At 56.3% G+C, this 15,858-nt stretch carries 17 protein-coding genes; 6 read left to right on the top strand and 11 right to left on the bottom strand.

Translation table 11 applies throughout. From position 1 onward, the window contains the following. The first annotated feature begins 19 nt into the window (after window positions 1–19). From rraA to V7756_RS15470, 5 genes are all read left to right on the top strand, one after another. Complete coding sequence (rraA, locus tag V7756_RS15450; RefSeq protein WP_335611092.1) at window positions 20–505, top strand: ribonuclease E activity regulator RraA; 486 nt, start codon at window positions 20–22, stop codon at window positions 503–505. 89 nt (window positions 506–594) lie between these two features. Then, the gene (locus V7756_RS15455) at window positions 595–849 is read left to right on the top strand and encodes a CrfX protein (protein ID WP_335611093.1); all 255 of its coding nucleotides are present in this window, start codon (window positions 595–597) and stop codon (window positions 847–849) included. Window positions 850–858: 9 nt separating this feature from the next. Then, window positions 859–1,680 carry a mechanosensitive ion channel family protein gene (locus tag V7756_RS15460; protein ID WP_335611094.1) on the top strand — a complete coding sequence of 274 codons (822 nt, stop codon included), beginning with the start codon at window positions 859–861 and terminating at the stop codon, window positions 1,678–1,680. Between the two features lie 39 nt (window positions 1,681–1,719). After that, on the top strand, window positions 1,720–2,304 hold the full coding sequence (sigX, locus tag V7756_RS15465) for an RNA polymerase sigma factor SigX (protein WP_335611095.1): 585 nt from the start codon (window positions 1,720–1,722) through the stop codon (window positions 2,302–2,304). Between the two features lie 90 nt (window positions 2,305–2,394). Beyond that, the gene (locus V7756_RS15470) at window positions 2,395–3,351 is read left to right on the top strand and encodes an OmpA family protein (RefSeq protein WP_335611096.1); all 957 of its coding nucleotides are present in this window, start codon (window positions 2,395–2,397) and stop codon (window positions 3,349–3,351) included. A gap of 78 nt (window positions 3,352–3,429) precedes the next feature. On the opposite strand, the gene V7756_RS15475 is transcribed toward V7756_RS15470, so the two are convergent. The 10 genes from V7756_RS15475 to V7756_RS15520 form a co-directional block, all read right to left on the bottom strand. Beyond that, entirely contained in the window at window positions 3,430–3,876 is a 447-nt protein-coding gene (locus V7756_RS15475) for a thioesterase family protein (protein ID WP_335611097.1), read from the bottom strand. A 166-nt stretch (window positions 3,877–4,042) separates the two neighbouring features. Beyond that, window positions 4,043–5,641 (bottom strand): isocitrate lyase, encoded by a 1,599-nt coding sequence (locus V7756_RS15480; protein WP_335611098.1) that lies wholly within the window; start codon window positions 5,639–5,641, stop codon window positions 4,043–4,045. Between the two features lie 474 nt (window positions 5,642–6,115). Beyond that, the gene (locus V7756_RS15485; RefSeq protein WP_335611099.1) at window positions 6,116–6,937 is read right to left on the bottom strand and encodes a secretin N-terminal domain-containing protein; all 822 of its coding nucleotides are present in this window, start codon (window positions 6,935–6,937) and stop codon (window positions 6,116–6,118) included. Continuing rightward, window positions 6,934–7,938: a GNAT family N-acetyltransferase gene (locus V7756_RS15490; protein ID WP_335611100.1), complete on the bottom strand. Its 1,005-nt coding sequence runs from the start codon at window positions 7,936–7,938 to the stop codon at window positions 6,934–6,936. Before V7756_RS15490 ends, V7756_RS15485 begins: the two co-directional genes overlap by 4 nt. Beyond that, entirely contained in the window at window positions 7,931–9,103 is a 1,173-nt protein-coding gene (locus tag V7756_RS15495) for a cupin domain-containing protein (RefSeq protein WP_335611101.1), read from the bottom strand. Before V7756_RS15495 ends, V7756_RS15490 begins: the two co-directional genes overlap by 8 nt. 113 nt (window positions 9,104–9,216) lie before the next feature. Continuing rightward, the gene (purB, locus tag V7756_RS15500; RefSeq protein WP_335611102.1) at window positions 9,217–10,587 is read right to left on the bottom strand and encodes an adenylosuccinate lyase; all 1,371 of its coding nucleotides are present in this window, start codon (window positions 10,585–10,587) and stop codon (window positions 9,217–9,219) included. A 54-nt stretch (window positions 10,588–10,641) separates the two neighbouring features. After that, entirely contained in the window at window positions 10,642–11,520 is an 879-nt protein-coding gene (locus V7756_RS15505) for a DMT family transporter (protein WP_335611103.1), read from the bottom strand. Further along, a complete protein-coding gene (gene hflD / locus V7756_RS15510) occupies window positions 11,513–12,133 on the bottom strand; it encodes a high frequency lysogenization protein HflD (protein WP_335611104.1) in 621 nt (206 codons plus the stop codon). The genes V7756_RS15505 and hflD overlap by 8 nt, the downstream gene beginning before the upstream one ends. Next, window positions 12,130–13,263 (bottom strand): tRNA 2-thiouridine(34) synthase MnmA, encoded by a 1,134-nt coding sequence (gene mnmA / locus V7756_RS15515; RefSeq protein ID WP_335611105.1) that lies wholly within the window; start codon window positions 13,261–13,263, stop codon window positions 12,130–12,132. The genes hflD and mnmA overlap by 4 nt, the downstream gene beginning before the upstream one ends. A gap of 1 nt (window position 13,264) precedes the next feature. Next, a complete protein-coding gene (locus V7756_RS15520; protein WP_335611106.1) occupies window positions 13,265–13,699 on the bottom strand; it encodes an NUDIX hydrolase in 435 nt (144 codons plus the stop codon). 353 nt (window positions 13,700–14,052) lie between these two features. On the opposite strand from V7756_RS15520, the gene icd reads away from it, so the two are divergent. Continuing rightward, on the top strand, window positions 14,053–15,309 hold the full coding sequence (icd, locus tag V7756_RS15525; RefSeq protein WP_335611107.1) for an NADP-dependent isocitrate dehydrogenase: 1,257 nt from the start codon (window positions 14,053–14,055) through the stop codon (window positions 15,307–15,309). Window positions 15,310–15,417: 108 nt separating this feature from the next. On the opposite strand, the gene cspD is transcribed toward icd, so the two are convergent. Continuing rightward, complete coding sequence (gene cspD / locus V7756_RS15530; RefSeq protein WP_442909015.1) at window positions 15,418–15,687, bottom strand: cold shock domain-containing protein CspD; 270 nt, start codon at window positions 15,685–15,687, stop codon at window positions 15,418–15,420. Between the last annotated feature and the right edge of the window lie 171 nt (window positions 15,688–15,858).

Here is a 15,858-nt window from a genome sequence, read left to right on the forward strand (position 1 = left end):
CTGGTTCAAGGAGAATGCCATGCATTATGTAACGCCAGATCTGTGTGATGCCTATCCGGATGTTCATGTTGTCGAGCCCATGTTCAGCAACTTCGGCGGCCACGATTCCTTCGGCGGCGCAATCGTCACCGTGAAATGTCACGAGGACAATTCGATCGTCAAGGAGCAGGTGGATCAGGATGGCACCGGCAAGGTGATGGTAGTGGATGGCGGCGGTTCCTTCCGCCGCGCGCTGCTGGGTGACATGCTGGCCGAGAAGGCCGCGAAGAACGGTTGGGAAGGCATTATCGTTTATGGTTGCGTGCGCGACGTGGATGTCCTGGCGCAAACGCCACTGGGCATTCAGGCGCTGGCCAGCCATCCGATGAAGACCGATAAACGTGGCATCGGCGACTTGAACGTGCCGGTAACCTTTGGCGGCGTGACCTTTCGCCCTGGCGAGTTTGTCTATGCTGATAACAACGGCATCATCGTCTCGCCTACCGCATTGAGCATGCCCGAATAAGACGCCGTTTTGCCGCTTAGTACTCAGGGGGAAGGGTAACCACCTTCCCCCTTGGTTTATCTGCAGTTTGACTGCGATCAGGAGCCAGGATGTCTGAAGATCCTCTGGAAAGCCGGCTACGTAGCCTGTTGCAGGATAGCGCCGAAAGCGAGACGGATCGTGAAGGGCAGCGCCTCGACCGCGTCCTGCACAAAGCGCATATCCGTAGCGGGGTGTTTGATCTGATCAATCTCTTTACTCGCTGGGGTTGGGTGTTGTCCGAAGGGGGTGCACGGGGCGCACGACACCTTAAACCGGTCAGCCGCGCTACGGCGGCCAGTCCAACTGAACACGACAATCAATAAGAGAGCATCATGGAATTCGACGTCTGGAGCCAGAGTTTTGTAGCGGCAATGACCACGCTGTGGAGCAAGGTCGCCTCCTTTGTGCCTGACCTGATTGCAGCGCTATTTATCGTCCTGCTGGGCTTCGTGGTCGCCAAGGTAGTCGATGCCGTGCTGAGCAAGGGGCTGGCAAAACTGGGTCTTGACCGCTTGATGGGCGGCGCCGGGGTCAACAAGATGCTCGCTCGGGTGGGCATTACCTCGTCGGTTTCAGCCATTATCGGCAAGGTAGTCTACTGGTTTGTGGTGCTTACCTTTATCGTCTCGGCTGCGGAGTCGCTGGGGCTAGCGCGGGTTTCGTCCACGCTCGACGTCTTCACGCTGTATTTACCCAAGGTATTTGGCGCGGCCCTGATTCTGCTTGCCGGCCTGCTGCTGTCGCATCTGGTCAATGGTGTGGTGCGGGGCGCCGCCGAAAGCATGGGCATGGACTATGCCAGCGGGCTGGGACGGTTTGTTCAGAGCCTGCTGGTGATAATCACCGTCTCCCTGGCGATAGGGCAGCTACAGATAGAAACAGCGCTGCTGAATATGGTCATCGGCATAGTGCTTATCACCTTCGGCGGGGCTGCAGCTCTGGCGCTGGGGTTAGGCAGTCGGCAGACCGTCGGGCAGATCATCGCCGGGGTATACGTGCGTGAGCTCTATCAGGTCGGCGATCGCATCAAGGTAGGCGAGCTGGAAGGCACTATCGAGGAAATCGGAACCATAAAAACCTCCGTTCTCACCGATGAGGGCCGCCTGGTATCCGTTGCCAATAGCGTGCTGGCCACCGAAAGCGTGTCACGTTGATCGTGATTAACTCTGTCTTGCAGCAAAGACTCATAAGCCTTGACCAGCCGTAACGAACCTCGCCGCTGCTACAACCCGGCAGCTCTGAGTGATGAAGAACTGGTCATCGCCGCAAAAGGTGAGCTGCTTCACACTACTATTGCTTACGAAGAGCTGATGCGCCGCTATCAGCGCACTTTGTTTAATGTGTGCGCTCGCTATCTGGGCAATGAACGCGATGCCGACGACGTTTGCCAAGAGGTAATGCTGAAAGTTTTGCATGGTCTCAAGCATTTTGAGGGCAAAGCCAAATTCAAGACCTGGCTATACAGCATTACCTACAACGAATGTATTACTCAATACCGCAAGGAAAAGCGCAAGAAGCGCTTGCTAGAGGCTCTCAGCCTGGATGGGCAAGAGGAAGAAATCGAGCCCGAAGCACCCGTGGGAGAGTCTCAAGGGCTGAACAAACTACTGGCGCATGTCAATCCGATCGACAGAGAAATTCTGGTTTTGCGATTTGTTGCGGAACTTGAGTTCCAAGAAATTGCCAATATTATGCACATGGGTTTAAGTGCGACTAAAATGCGCTATAAACGCGTGCTGGAAAAATTGCGTGATCATATTGACAGCCCTTTCATATAGGGCTTGTATAGTTGTTAGCGTAATTCAGTTATACTGCGCGTGGGTTTTGCGTAAGCTTAACGTCCTAATGGATTTGATGGGGATTCAATGATGAAATTGAAAAACACTGTGGGTCTCGTTGTTGGTTCTGCGATTGCTGCGTCCAGCATTCCTGCTATGGCCATGAGCCAGCAGGGTTCTGTGGAAGTCGAAGCCTTTGCGGATCGTTACTTCACTGACAGCATGTATGACATGAACGACGGCACTCTGGTGGGTGGTAGCCTGGGTTACTTCGTTACCGACGACGTCTTGTTGAATATCGGCCTGGGTAAGTACAAGAACCTGGACTCCGAGATCACCAATGAAGAGATTGATGGCAAGCTCGCTCAGGTAGAAGCTGTTTATCACTTCGGCGAAAACAACATTCGTCCTTACATCTCTGCTGGGTTGGCTCATCAAGAGCTTGACCAAATCAACAGCACTGCAGATGACCGTACCACCATGGCCATGGCCGGCGTTGGTATCAAAAACTACCTGAACGAGAACTTCTTCGTGAAGGCCGGTGTTGACGCGCTCTACGGTTTTGATCACGGCAATACCGAATGGCAAGCAGGTGTAGGTCTGGGTATCAACTTCGGTTCCAAGAAGGAAGAGGCAGTTGTTGCCGCCGCTCCTGCACCGATGCCCCAGCCTGAGCCGGCTCCAGAGATGCAGTCAGTTCGCGTAGAACTGGACGTTCTCTTTGATTTCGACAAAGACACTATCCGTCCTGAGTTCCGCCAAGATATCCAGAGCCTGGCTGAGTTCATGAAGACCTATCCTTCGGTTACCACTACCGTTGAAGGTCACACTGACTCTGTAGGTAGCGATGCCTATAACCAGAACCTGTCCGAGCGTCGTGCGAATGCCGTTCGTGAAGCTCTGGTCGAAGAAGGTGTTGACGGCTCACGTGTGAGCTCTGCCGGTTACGGCGAGGCCCGCCCGATTGCTGACAACTCAACTGATGAAGGCCGTGCGATGAACCGTCGCGTGGAAGCAGAAGTTGAAGCAGAAGTCGAAGTACGTTAATAACGTATCCAGACAAAAAAACCCGGCTTAGGCCGGGTTTTTTTATATCTTTTAAAAATGTATACGAAGCGCAGCATCTCACTCTTCGATCGAATTGACGCCTGGGAAACGAAGGCGGAAGTCCTCTGGCATGGGGCAAACCTTGGACGAACTGAAGTGATAGAACACAAAGCCGGATTTGGCCAGCGCAACGAGATCGCCATCCGCTGCCTTGGTGATACGGAAGATGATGTCTCCGCCATAACGGTTCAGATCCATCAGGCCCACCTCGAAGATCAAGGCGTCGCGGGCGAAGGCTTCGCGGCGGTAGGTGGTGGCCAGGTCGGTTACTATGATGCCGATATCATTCACACTGACTTCCTCAATACCGAACTGGTAGAGAAAGCGTGCGCGAGCCTCCGAAATCATGGATATCATCGAATCATTGGCAAGGTGCTTGCCGGAGTTGATATCGGTGATCCGTACCGTCAACTGGGTAGTGAAATAGAACTGGTTTTCGGGAAACTCGAGTTGCAGACGTGCCATAGCGAATAAAGCCTTGTTACCTGGGGGATGTGACTAGCAGGGCGGGGTGGTGTTCAAGTCGGGCATTCTACCTGAGCGCAAACCCGGGCGATAGATAAAAAAAGACCGCCGGTTAGGCGGTCTTTTCTACACCACGGATGCAAGCATCCGTTGAATCAGTTGGCTATCAGCCGAACTGGTTCATGGTGTTATCCTTGCCACCCGCTTTCAGAGCAGCTTCGCCAGCGAAGTACTCTTTATGGTTGTCACCGATGTCGGAGCCAGCCATGTTCTGGTGCTTGACGCAGGCGATACCCTGACGGATTTCCTGACGCTGAACGCCCTTGACGTAAGCCAGCATGCCTTCCTTGTCGAAGTAGCCTTTTGCCAGGTTGTCGGTGGACAGCGCAGCAGTGTGGTAAGTCGGCAGGGTGATCAGGTGGTGGAAGATACCTGCTTCACGGGACGCATCGGCCTGGAAGGTACGGATCTTCTCGTCAGCCAGTTGAGCCAGTTCGGTCTCATCGTACTCAACGCTCATCAGCTTGGCGCGGTCGTATGCAGAAACGTCCTTGCCTTCTTCAACCATGGCATCGAATACCTGCTGGCGGAAGTTCAGAGTCCAGTTGAAGGACGGGCTGTTGTTGTAAACCAGCTTGGCGTTCGGTACGACTTCGCGGATACGGTTAACCATTTCGGCGATCTGACCAACGTGCGGCTTCTCGGTTTCGATCCACAGCAGGTCGGCACCGTTTTGCAGGCTGGTGATACAGTCCAGAACAACGCGGTCAACACCGGTGTCCTTGCGGAACTGGAACAGGCCGGAAGCCAGACGCTTGGGCTTGAGCAGTTTGCCATTGGACTTGATTACAACGTCGCCGTTCTGGATGTCGTCAGCGCTGGTGATGTAGTCACCGTCCAGGAAGCTGTTGTACTGGTCGCCCAGGTCGCCCGGCTCGTTGGTGACGGCGATCTGCTTGGTCAGGCCGGCGCCCAGGGAGTCGGTACGGGCAACGATGACACCGTCGTCAACGCCCAGCTCGAGGAAGGCGTAGCGAACAGCGTTGATCTTGGCGAGGAAGTCGGAGTGCGGAACGGTTACTTTGCCGTCCTGGTGACCGCACTGCTTCTCGTCGGAAACCTGGTTTTCGATCTGGATGCAGCAGGCACCAGCTTCGATCATCTTCTTGGCCAGCAGGTAGGTCGCTTCGGCGTTACCGAAACCAGCGTCGATGTCGGCGATGATCGGCACTACGTGAGTTTCGTAGTTGTCGATCTGGGACTGGATTTCAGCAGCCTTGGCCTGGTCGCCAGCTTCGCGAGCAGCGTCCAGAGCGGTGAACAGCAGGTCCAGTTCACGGGCATCAGCTTGACGCAGGAAGGTGTACAGCTCTTCGATCAGAGCGGCAACGGAAGTCTTCTCGTGCATGGACTGGTCAGGCAGCGGGCCGAACTCGGAACGCAGGGCAGCAACCATCCAGCCAGACAGATACAGGTAACGCTTGTTGGTGGTTTTCAGGTGCTTTTTGATGGAGATCAGCTTCTGCTGACCGATGAAGCCGTGCCAGCAACCCAGGGATTGGGTGTACAGGGAAGTGTCGGCGTCGTATTCAGCCATATCCTTGCGCATGATGGCCGCGGTGTACTTGGCAACGTCCAGACCGGTTTTGAAACGGTTCTGCGCACGCATGCGAGCGACGGATTCCGGGTTGATTGCGCTCCAGCCACTACCTGCTTTCTCTTTCAGCTCGGCAGCTGCTTTGATGTCGTTTTGATAAGCTGACATGGTCCATCCTTCAAAGTTTGCGTTAGGTTCAGCACGATTTGTTGACCCATGCTCCGCTTGCCGCAAAACCGTCCGGGCAACGTTTGACTGATGAAAGGAGGAAACTGGAGAGATGTCAAATCAGAAGGGGGATGACAAGCGCGACAGGCAAGAAATCTCTCTGAACGGCGTATCCGTCGTGACAGATTCTGGCTGCTGAACACCCATTGTCTAGTTAAATCGCTTCCCCGTCCCTCAGGACAACTTTCGTTCCAGTCGCCACCTCGTCAAACGGCCTTGTGAGCGGTAAAGACACGGGTCGGGCCGTTGGTATGGGCGTCGACTCGGAGACCTATATGAGGCCTCTGGCTAGCGGGAGCGACGCAATAATGAGACTTTGGCCCCTATAAGTCAATGAGGTGTAGTGTTTTTTTTAAGGCACTACATGGCTATGACCATGACCCGGTTTGCGCGTGTAGTCGGCCGCGAAGCGCCCTAGTTGAGGCGCTCGACCTTCAGTCGTACGCTACCGCTAGACTGGCTTTGCGTGGAAATCCGGCGGCCTATGTCTCCATCGCTACCACGGCCTGCATCGTCGAGGCCGCCAACGGTTACCCACTCACCCAGCTGCGCGGTCACTACCGTGTCGGTGCGTTGAACATCAATAACGTCCTGATGGCTGCGGTTGATGCGGTTGTTGTTGGCGCTGAGGGTAATAGTGGCCCGATCTCCATTGAGGCGCACCGTTGCATAAAACCCCTGGGTCACGTCGCGATACTGGGTCTGTTCCACTATGCGGCCATAGGCGTCGGTGGTACGGGTGGTGAGGGGCACACTTTGACCGCTCTGGATCAGTACCGGATAGCCTTCATTGGCCGTGATCTGACGCACCCCGTCATTTGCAGAGCGGGTTTCCCGGTTGATGATGCGCGCCTGATTGCCGTTGCTGGGATTGCCGACAATGATATCGGCAGGGCCAGTCTGTATGCGCCCATCTACCTGATAGCCGCGCTCGACACCGCTGCTGCCACCGCTGCTGGAGACGCTGATCAAGAGTCTCGAGGGTTGTTTGTCTATCTGGTTCAGCAGCGATTTGATTTCCACGATGCGTGCCGGTTCAGCGCGTATCAGCAGTTGATTGCCATAAGCGGAGACTCGTTCATCGGAGCGCAGCATGGGTTGCAGGGCAGGGATTACATCCTCGGCCATGTTGTAGCCCAGCGGAACTACCTCGGTTGTGGGCGCTGCATTGGCATAAAACATGACAATGGACAGCGCAAACCAACTGATGAGTTTGATGGCAAGGCGCGGCTTCATAGCAAAAACCTCCTGATCGCTGGGTCGCTCTGGCTACTGGCCCATAGCTCGTCGAACTGGCTGGCCCAGCGTTTTACCTGATCCGGACTGTACTCGCGGACAAATCCTTCACGCACACGACAGTCGGGCAGCATGAGAAAGCCATGAGCGTCAGTCATCAGTTGCAAGTGGCGTTGTTTGGGAAGCTCGGGGTGCTGTACACGTATTTCACACAGGCTGGGAAAGCGGTGCGCCAAGCTCAGAAGCGTGCGGCCCTGTAAAAACTCTGCCTCAACTCGCTGCAGAAGTATCTGAATACGCGCCTTGCCATCTCGCGCGATCAGCCGTTCGCAGGCGCTGATGAAGTCTTGACGATTAAACAGCCAGCGCCCCTGTTCGGGCGAGTAGAGGCGTAGTCGGCGTCGGGACTGGTCTACCAGAGCTGCGGCCTGGCCCGGCGTCGCGGCCTCGTCCAGCGGTTGCAAGCCGGCAGCGCCGAGCGCAGCAGAGCTGGCCAGAGTGCTGCTGGTTTCGGGATTGAGAATGCTGAAAACACCGGGCGAATTGAACTCGATAGCCGGTAATTCGGTATCGACCTGGTCGCTGGCTTGCCAGCACATGTCGAGATGAGGGATGCCGGCATCCAGGTATTCGCTGGAGCAGGGGCTGAAACCCAGCTTCCGATAAAATCCGATCGCCTGCACTTGAGCGCTGAGATGCAGCTCGGGCATGTCTTCGGCGCGGGCATAGGCGATCAGATGCTGCATGATCTGCGCTCCAAGGCCTTGGCCTCGATGGCTGGGCAGCACAGCGACGCGACCAATATGCCCATCACCGAGCAGGCGTGCGGTAGCCACGGGCTGCTCCTGAAAAAAGAGCAGGAAATGACTGGCGTTCTCGTCCTGCGTATCCCATTCCAGGTCTTCAGGAACGCCTTGCTCGTCGATGAACACCTGTTGGCGTATATCGCGAAGCGTCTTGGCCTCTACCCAGGGAACCTTTGTAATATGTATCTCATTCATCATCCCTCTCCAGCAGGAGATACCCCTTGTCGAGCAATTGTTCCAATAGTTCCATGGCTTCGTCGTCCTGATGCCATTGCTCAAGCGACTGCGGCGCCAGGTAAGCCTGGTTGCATATCAGTTGAACCAGCGCCAACAAGCGGCTCGGTACGGCGCAGTGTTCGCCCGAAGCAAACACCTGGATCTGGTCGTTCGCGGCCACGCGATAGGCCAACCTGACGCTGGGATTATGCAGCAGGGCCTGCCCTTCACTCAGACCAGCCCGTAAGTCCGCATCCTCATCTATATAACTCTGCATCAATTCAGGGTAGCGCGTCTCGGTCATATGACGACCGAACCAGGTGGCCAGCGCCTCTTTGTCTTGGACCAGAGCAAGCAGGCTTTGTTGCAGGCGGTCCACGGCTTCCGGATCAATGGCGGCCGGATCTTGTGGCTGTTTGAGACCTGCGTCACTGTAGCGCGCGTCGTCGTTCAGCTGGTGGGCCAGATAATCGGTGAAATGCACCAGAACTTCCTGATAACTTGGCGCGCGAAAACCAATGGAAAACGTCAGGCAGTCCGTTTCGGCAACCCCGTCGTGGGCGACCCCCGGCGGTATATACAGCATGTCGCCGGGCTCCAGTACCCATTCATCCTGACAGTCGAAGTCTCTCAGGATGCGCAGGTCGGGATTGTCCTGCAGCGGACTTTCACTGCTGCAGTGCTGCCCGATGCGCCAGCGCCGCTGTCCTTCGGCCTGTAACAGGAAGACATCGTAGTTATCGAAATGCGGACCCACGCCGCCGCCCGGGGTGGCATAACTGATCATGACGTCATCCAGGCGCCAGGTTGGCAGAAAGCGAAAACGCTGCAGCAAGTCGGCTACCTCTGGCACGAACTGATCCACGGCCTGTACAAGCAAGGTCCAGTCCTTTTCCGGTAGCTGCTGGTAGTCCTCATCAGCAAAGGGCCCGCGGCGCAGTTGCCAAGGATGCTCGCCATCCTTGAGGACGATGCGCGACTCCACCTCTTCTTCCAATGACAGACCGGCCAGCTCGTTCGGCTCTATGGGGCTGCTATAGCCAGGGATCGCTTGCCGAATCAACAGCGGCTTACGCTGCCAGTACTCTCGCAGAAAGCGTTCAACGCCAACGTCGCCAAGCAGTGCATCAAATTCTGAAGTCATGGTTGTGCAATCCTGAAACAGCAAAACGCCCGGCAGACCCGGGCGTTTTGCGTTGTTGGGTAAGCGGGATCAGTCTATGCAGACTAGCAGTCGGCAAGCTGACCCACGCGATCTTAAATACGTTTTGCCTGCGCCACAGCGCTGCCGATATAAGTGGCGGGGGTGAGGGTTTTCAGCTCCTGCTTGGCAGCGTCCGGAATTTCCAGGCCTTCGACGAATTCCAGCAGGGCTTGTGGCGTGATGCCCTTGCCGCGCGTCAGGTCCTTGAGCTTTTCGTAGGCGTTCTCCACACCGAAGCGACGCATTACCGTCTGGATCGGCTCGGCCAGGACTTCCCAGCAGTTATCCAGGTCTTCGGCGATCCGCTTGGCGTTCAGCTCCAGCTTGCCTATGCCCTTGAGAGAAGACTCATAGGCGATAACACTGTGGGCAAAACCTACGCCCAGGTTGCGCAGCACGGTTGAGTCGGTGAGGTCACGCTGCCAGCGCGAGATTGGCAGCTTACTCGCCAGGTGCTGCATGATGGCGTTGGCGATACCCAGATTACCTTCCGAGTTCTCAAAGTCGATCGGGTTGACCTTGTGCGGCATGGTGGAAGAGCCAATCTCGCCGGCAACGGTCTTCTGCTTGAAGTAGCCCAGGGAAATATAGCCCCAGATGTCGCGATCGAAATCGATCAGAATGGTATTGAAGCGGGCGACCGCGTCGAACAACTCGGCGATGTAATCGTGGGGTTCGATCTGCGTGGTGTAGGGATTGAAGTCCAGCCCCAGAATGCCCTCGATAAAGCTCTGGGCGTTGGCTTCCCAGTCAATGTCGGGATAAGCCGACAGATGGGCATTGTAGTTGCCCACGGCACCGTTGATCTTGCCGAGCAGCGGAATGCCCTCGATCTGCTTGATCTGCCGCTCCAGACGGTAAACCACGTTCGCCAGTTCCTTGCCAAGCGTAGTGGGCGAGGCGGGCTGGCCGTGGGTACGCGACAGCATGGGTACGGCAGCGTGTTCGATTGCCAGAGCGCGGATCGCCTCGGCGATCTGGCGCATCAGCGGCAGAACCACATCATCGCGACCGGCACGCAGCATCAGGGCATGCGACAGATTGTTGATGTCTTCCGAGGTGCAGGCGAAGTGAATGAACTCGCTGACCTTTTCCAGCTCCGGCAGGGTTTTGGCCTGTTCCTTGAGCAGGTATTCCACGGCTTTGACGTCGTGGTTGGTAGTCCGCTCGAACTCCTTGATGCGCTCGGCGTGAGCCAGCTCAAAGTTCTCCGCCAGGGTATCGAGCAACTGGTTCGCTTCGGCTGAAAAGGGGCCGATTTCACTGATGCCTGGGTGTGCGGCCAAACATTGTAGCCAGCGAACTTCCACCTGAACGCGATAACGGATCAGGCCGTATTCACTGAAAATAGAGCGCAGGCTGGCGGTTTTGCTGCCGTAGCGGCCATCAACGGGAGATACGGCGGTCAGCGAGGAGAGTTGCATAAAAGAGTTCTCGTCAAGAAAAGCTGGCGGAAAAGGCGCAAATCATACACCAAATCAGCCGCTTTTGGTCCGGCTTGGTGCTGCTGAAATGCTTAGCAGGCTGGCGGCGAAGATTAGTCCGGCACCGGCCCAGGACGACCAACCAGGCATTTCGCCCCACAGATACCAGCCGAACAGGGCGGAGAATACGATGGCCAGGTAGCTGAGCGGGCCGATTTTGCCCGGCGGCGCCAGTGCGTAGGCGCGCGACATTACCAACTGGCTGGTGGTGGCTACCAAGCCCACCGCCAGTAACAATCCGAGTTGCTGCGTATTCAGCGGCTGCCAGGCCCAGAGCATGGGGATAGCTGATAGCAAGGTAGAAAAGGTCGCGAAGTAGAACACGATACGGCTGGCTGGCTCGGTGTTGCTCATGGCGCGTATGGCCACGAAAGCAGAGGCGGCCAGGAGGCTGGCTGCAATCCCCGCCAGCGCCTTGGGTTCAAAGAGCGCGCCGCTTGGTTTGGCAACCAGCAGAACACCGATAAAGCCCAGCAGTACCACGCCCAGGATCCGCGTGTTCAAACTCTCGCGCAGCCACCACCATGCAATCAGCGGGGTAAACACCGGCGCGGCATAGGTAAACACCATGGCATCGGCCAGCGGCAGATGGGCAATGGCGTAGAAAAAGCAGTACATGGCGCCGAGGCCGTAGAAGGTGCGCAGAAAGTGGCTACGCAAACATTGGGTGCGGAAGGGGGCAAGGCCTTTGATCAGCATCATCGGCAGAAAGAAGAAAACACCGACCAGATTGCGAAAGAACACCACGGTTTCATTGTTCACGCCCATCGAGACTTCGCGAATGAGCACGCCCATGATAGCGAACAGCAGAGCCGATAGCGCCAGCAGCATCGCACCCTGGCGCGGGTTGTCCTGGCGGACCAGTTCAACCATGCAGCAGTGCCTGGGTAGCGTCCAGCAGTTTCTTGCGTTGAAATAACAGTTGCCAGCGATGCCCGCCGACCTGACGCCACAGGGTCGCACCGCGAATGCCTGCCAGCAGCAGCGCGCGAATGCGGTTGGCTACATCCGGCTGTTGCAGGTAGCGCATATCGCCCTGGACCTGAATGCGCAGGCGCAAGGTGCTCAGGGTGTCCTGATAGGTAGCGCCGAGCGAGGCCATGACATTGTCGTGCAGAATGCCGAAATGCTCGACCTGATGTTCGGCCTGACCGATACGCTGGCCCAGCACCTGCAGCATGTCGCTACGTTTGGCCAGTTGCCGTTCAAGCGTCAGCAGGTTCATGACATAGCGCAAAGCATCGCGTTGCAGGGCGGCGGTGTCGCGCTCCAGCATGGCTTCGAGGGCCTGCAGACCGCTGCGAATCTGGTGCGTACTGCCACCATAGACACTGAGCACGTTATCGGGAGAGGTGATCAGAATGCTGCTGGCCAGACAGCGAACCGGGCCTTCTGCCGCCTGGCCGCTCCGGGCTAGCTTGTCTACCTGAAGTGCAGCCTCAAAGATGGCGCCAAGCGCGATGACCTGATCATGCAGACGACTCATGCTGCACGCTCGTCAAAGGCAGGTTCTGCGTTTTCTATGACGCCGCCGCCCAGACAGACATCGCCTTGATAAAGCACTACAGACTGCCCCGGTGTAACTGCTCGCTGGGGCTCGTCAAACACAATTCGATAGCCGCCCGAGACCGGCTCCAGTGCGCAGGCCTGATCCGGCTGGCGATAACGAACCTTGGCAGTCAGCCGCAACGGCCCCGCGAGTACCTCTGGCTGATTGACCCAATAGATATTCGAGCAGGTGAGCGCACGGGAAAATAACCAGGGGTGTTCATTACCCTGGCCCACTATCAGAACATTGTTGGTCAGATCTTTTCTGAGCACGTACCAGGGTTCATCACTGGCACCCTGCAAGCCGCCGATACCCAGGCCCTGCCGCTGACCCATGGTGTGATACATCAGGCCGTGGTGACGGCCAATCACTGCTCCGTCAGTGGTCTGTATGTCGCCTGGTTGTGCCGGCAGGTACTGCTTGAGAAAGTCACTGAAGCGCCGTTCACCGATAAAACAGATGCCGGTAGAGTCCTTCTTGCGCGCCGTGGCCAATTCGTACTTCTCGGCAATGCGGCGCACCTCGGGCTTTTCCAGCTCGCCCACCGGGAACAGAGTGCGGGCGATCTGATCAGCGCCGACTGCGTGCAGAAAGTAGCTCTGGTCCTTATTGCCGTCGATCCCTCGCAGCAACAGGGTGCGCCCATCTCGCTCGGCGCGGCGTACGTAATGCCCGGTGGCAATCAGGTCAGCGCCCAGCGCAAGCGCGTAATCGAGGAAGGCCTTGAACTTGATTTCACGGTTGCAGAGGATGTCCGGATTGGGTGTGCGCCCGGCCTTGTACTCCTCGAGAAAATGCTCGAACACGTTGTCCCAGTATTCGGCAGCAAAGTTGGCAGTGTGCAGCTTGATACCGAGGCGATCGCTTACGGATTGGGCATCGGCGAGGTCATCCATGGCGGTGCAATACTCGGTGCCATCGTCTTCATCCCAGTTTTTCATGAACAGACCTTCGACCTGATAACCTTGCTCCAGCAGGAGCGCCGCGGAGACGGAAGAGTCGACTCCGCCGGACATGCCGACGATGACGCGGGTTTGGTTGGGTGCCTTTTCGGTATAGGTGTTCATGTTAGCGAATCAAATCCAGTGAATAGTGCGGTTTGTGCAGATAATCGGTGATGCAATCGAGTACCAGGTGACTACGCAGTTTATGGCGTTCGTGTTGAAGTTCTTCAAGGGTCATCCAGCGCGCCCGAATGATGCCCTGATCCAGCGATTGCCCAGCGTGATGTTCACGGGGAAGGGCGGCAAAACAGGTTCGCTGGTAGGTCACCCCATTTGCGGCGGTGAACAGATACAAGCCGGTTACCGTAGTAAGCTCCACGCTCCAGCCGGTTTCTTCCCGGGTTTCGCGCACGGCCGCGTGCAACAGCGTTTCGTTGGCTTCAAGGTGGCCAGCGGGCTGATTCAGCACGATCCTGCCTTCGCGGCTTTCTTCGACGATCAGAAACCGGCCCTTGTCTTCGACGATACAGGCAACGGTGAGGTGGGGAGTGAAACGCATGATCGGCCCTCTGCAGGTGGCATAGGGTAGCGCAAAGCCGCTGATGGGTGAACCATCACGCAGCTCGATAACACGGAGACTAGCATTGACAGCAAAAGCGACTAGGATTCTGATAGTCGAAGACTTGTAGTGAGTATTGTAGTGTTACTACATAATATCCCGTCGATCCCCGTGCAAATCGCCCGTATGGGGTGGGCGAACCGTATTCACCTTAAGTCTAAGTAAAAAACGCGTGACATTATGTAGGAAAACTACAACAATATCGCAGCTCAAAATCCGTATTCTTATTCAGAGCCTCCGGGTTACCCGCCTGCAGGCTGCTAGTGACAACGACAACATACACGGAGTCAAAAATGGGATACCAAAAGATCCAAGTTCCGGCCAGCGGCGACAAAATTTCCGTAAATGCCGACCTTTCCCTGAATGTGCCCAACAATCCTGTCATCCCTTATATCGAAGGTGATGGAATTGGTGCCGATATTTCCCCCGTCATGATCAAGGTCGTCGACGCGGCCGTCGAAAAGGCCTATGGCGGCGAGCGTAAGATTTCCTGGATGGAAGTCTATGCCGGCGAGAAAGCCACCCAGGTTTACGATCAGGATACCTGGCTGCCAAAAGAGACTCTGGAAGCGGTCAAGGAATACGTTGTATCTATCAAGGGACCTCTGACCACGCCAGTAGGCGGCGGCATCCGTTCTTTGAACGTGGCTCTGCGCCAAGAGCTGGATCTGTACGTCTGCCAACGTCCGGTCCGCTGGTTTACCGGTGTGCCCAGCCCGGTCAAGAAGCCTGAAGATGTCGACATGATCATCTTCCGCGAGAACTCCGAAGACATCTACGCTGGCGTTGAATTCAAGGCCGGCACGCCAGAAGCTACCAAGATCATCAAGTTCCTCACCGAAGAAATGGGCGCCACCAAGATCCGTTTCACCGACATGTGCGGTATCGGCATCAAGCCGGTTTCCGAGGAAGGTACCAAGCGCCTGGTCCGCAAGGCACTGCAGTACGCGGTAGACAATGATCGCGAGTCGGTCACTATCGTGCACAAGGGCAACATCATGAAGTTCACCGAAGGTGCCTTCAAGGAATGGGGCTACGACATCGCCCGCGACGAGTTTGCTGCAGAGCTGCTTGACGGTGGTCCCTGGATGCAATTCAAGAACCCCAAGACCGGCAAGAATATTGTCGTCAAGGACGTGATTGCTGATGCCATGCTGCAACAGATTCTGCTGCGTCCGGCAGAGTACGACGTGATCGCCACTCTTAACCTGAACGGCGACTACCTGTCTGACGCCCTGGCGGCAGAAGTGGGTGGTATCGGTATCGCACCTGGCGCCAACCTGTCCGACTCCGTTGCCATGTTCGAGGCCACCCACGGCACAGCGCCCAAGTACGCCGGTCAGGACAAGGTAAACCCGGGTTCGCTGATCCTGTCTGCCGAAATGATGCTGCGTCACATGGGTTGGGTAGAGGCCGCCGATTTGATCATCAAGGGCACTGAAGGCGCTATCGCCAACAAGACAGTGACCTACGACTTCGAGCGACTGATGGACGGCGCAAAACTGCGCAAGTGCTCCGAGTTCGGTGATGACCTGATCGCTGCCATGTAAGCCCGCTAACGGGTCGAGCTACTCGACCCGTTACGCCACCAGGCTGCGAAAGCAACAAAGCCGGCTTGCGCCGGCTTTGTTTTGTGGACTGGAAAGCAGTCGAGAACGTCAATGATTGGTAGCCGCCTGGGCTAAAACGTCTTCATTTTCCAGTTGTTTCTTGCTAGCTTGTTCAGCCGGAGACTGAATGTTGACTGCATGCAATCCCTTGGGGCCCTGGATGATGTCAAATCGTACCGGTTGCCCGGCCTTCAGTGTTTTGTAACCATCCATCTGGATAGCTGAGTAGTGTGCAAAAAGGTCTTCTTCCCGGCCGTCGGCTACTATGAACCCGTAACCTTTGGCGTTGTTGAACCATTTGACCTTACCGTTCTCCATACTGCATCCCTCTGATAACTTGTCACGTCATGTGAATGTACATCGGCTGGTGCTGACTGAAAGTCGGTGGGGCATCTAAAGGGTGACTGATCAGTCAAGCACACTTACACTTTTTATCAGCTAATAGAGGTAAGTCAAGCCAGCCTCGGAGAAGCTGTGTACCAGTACGCA

This window comes from Halopseudomonas sp., from assembly GCF_036961105.1.
In the GTDB taxonomy this organism is placed as follows: domain Bacteria; phylum Pseudomonadota; class Gammaproteobacteria; order Pseudomonadales; family Pseudomonadaceae; genus Halopseudomonas.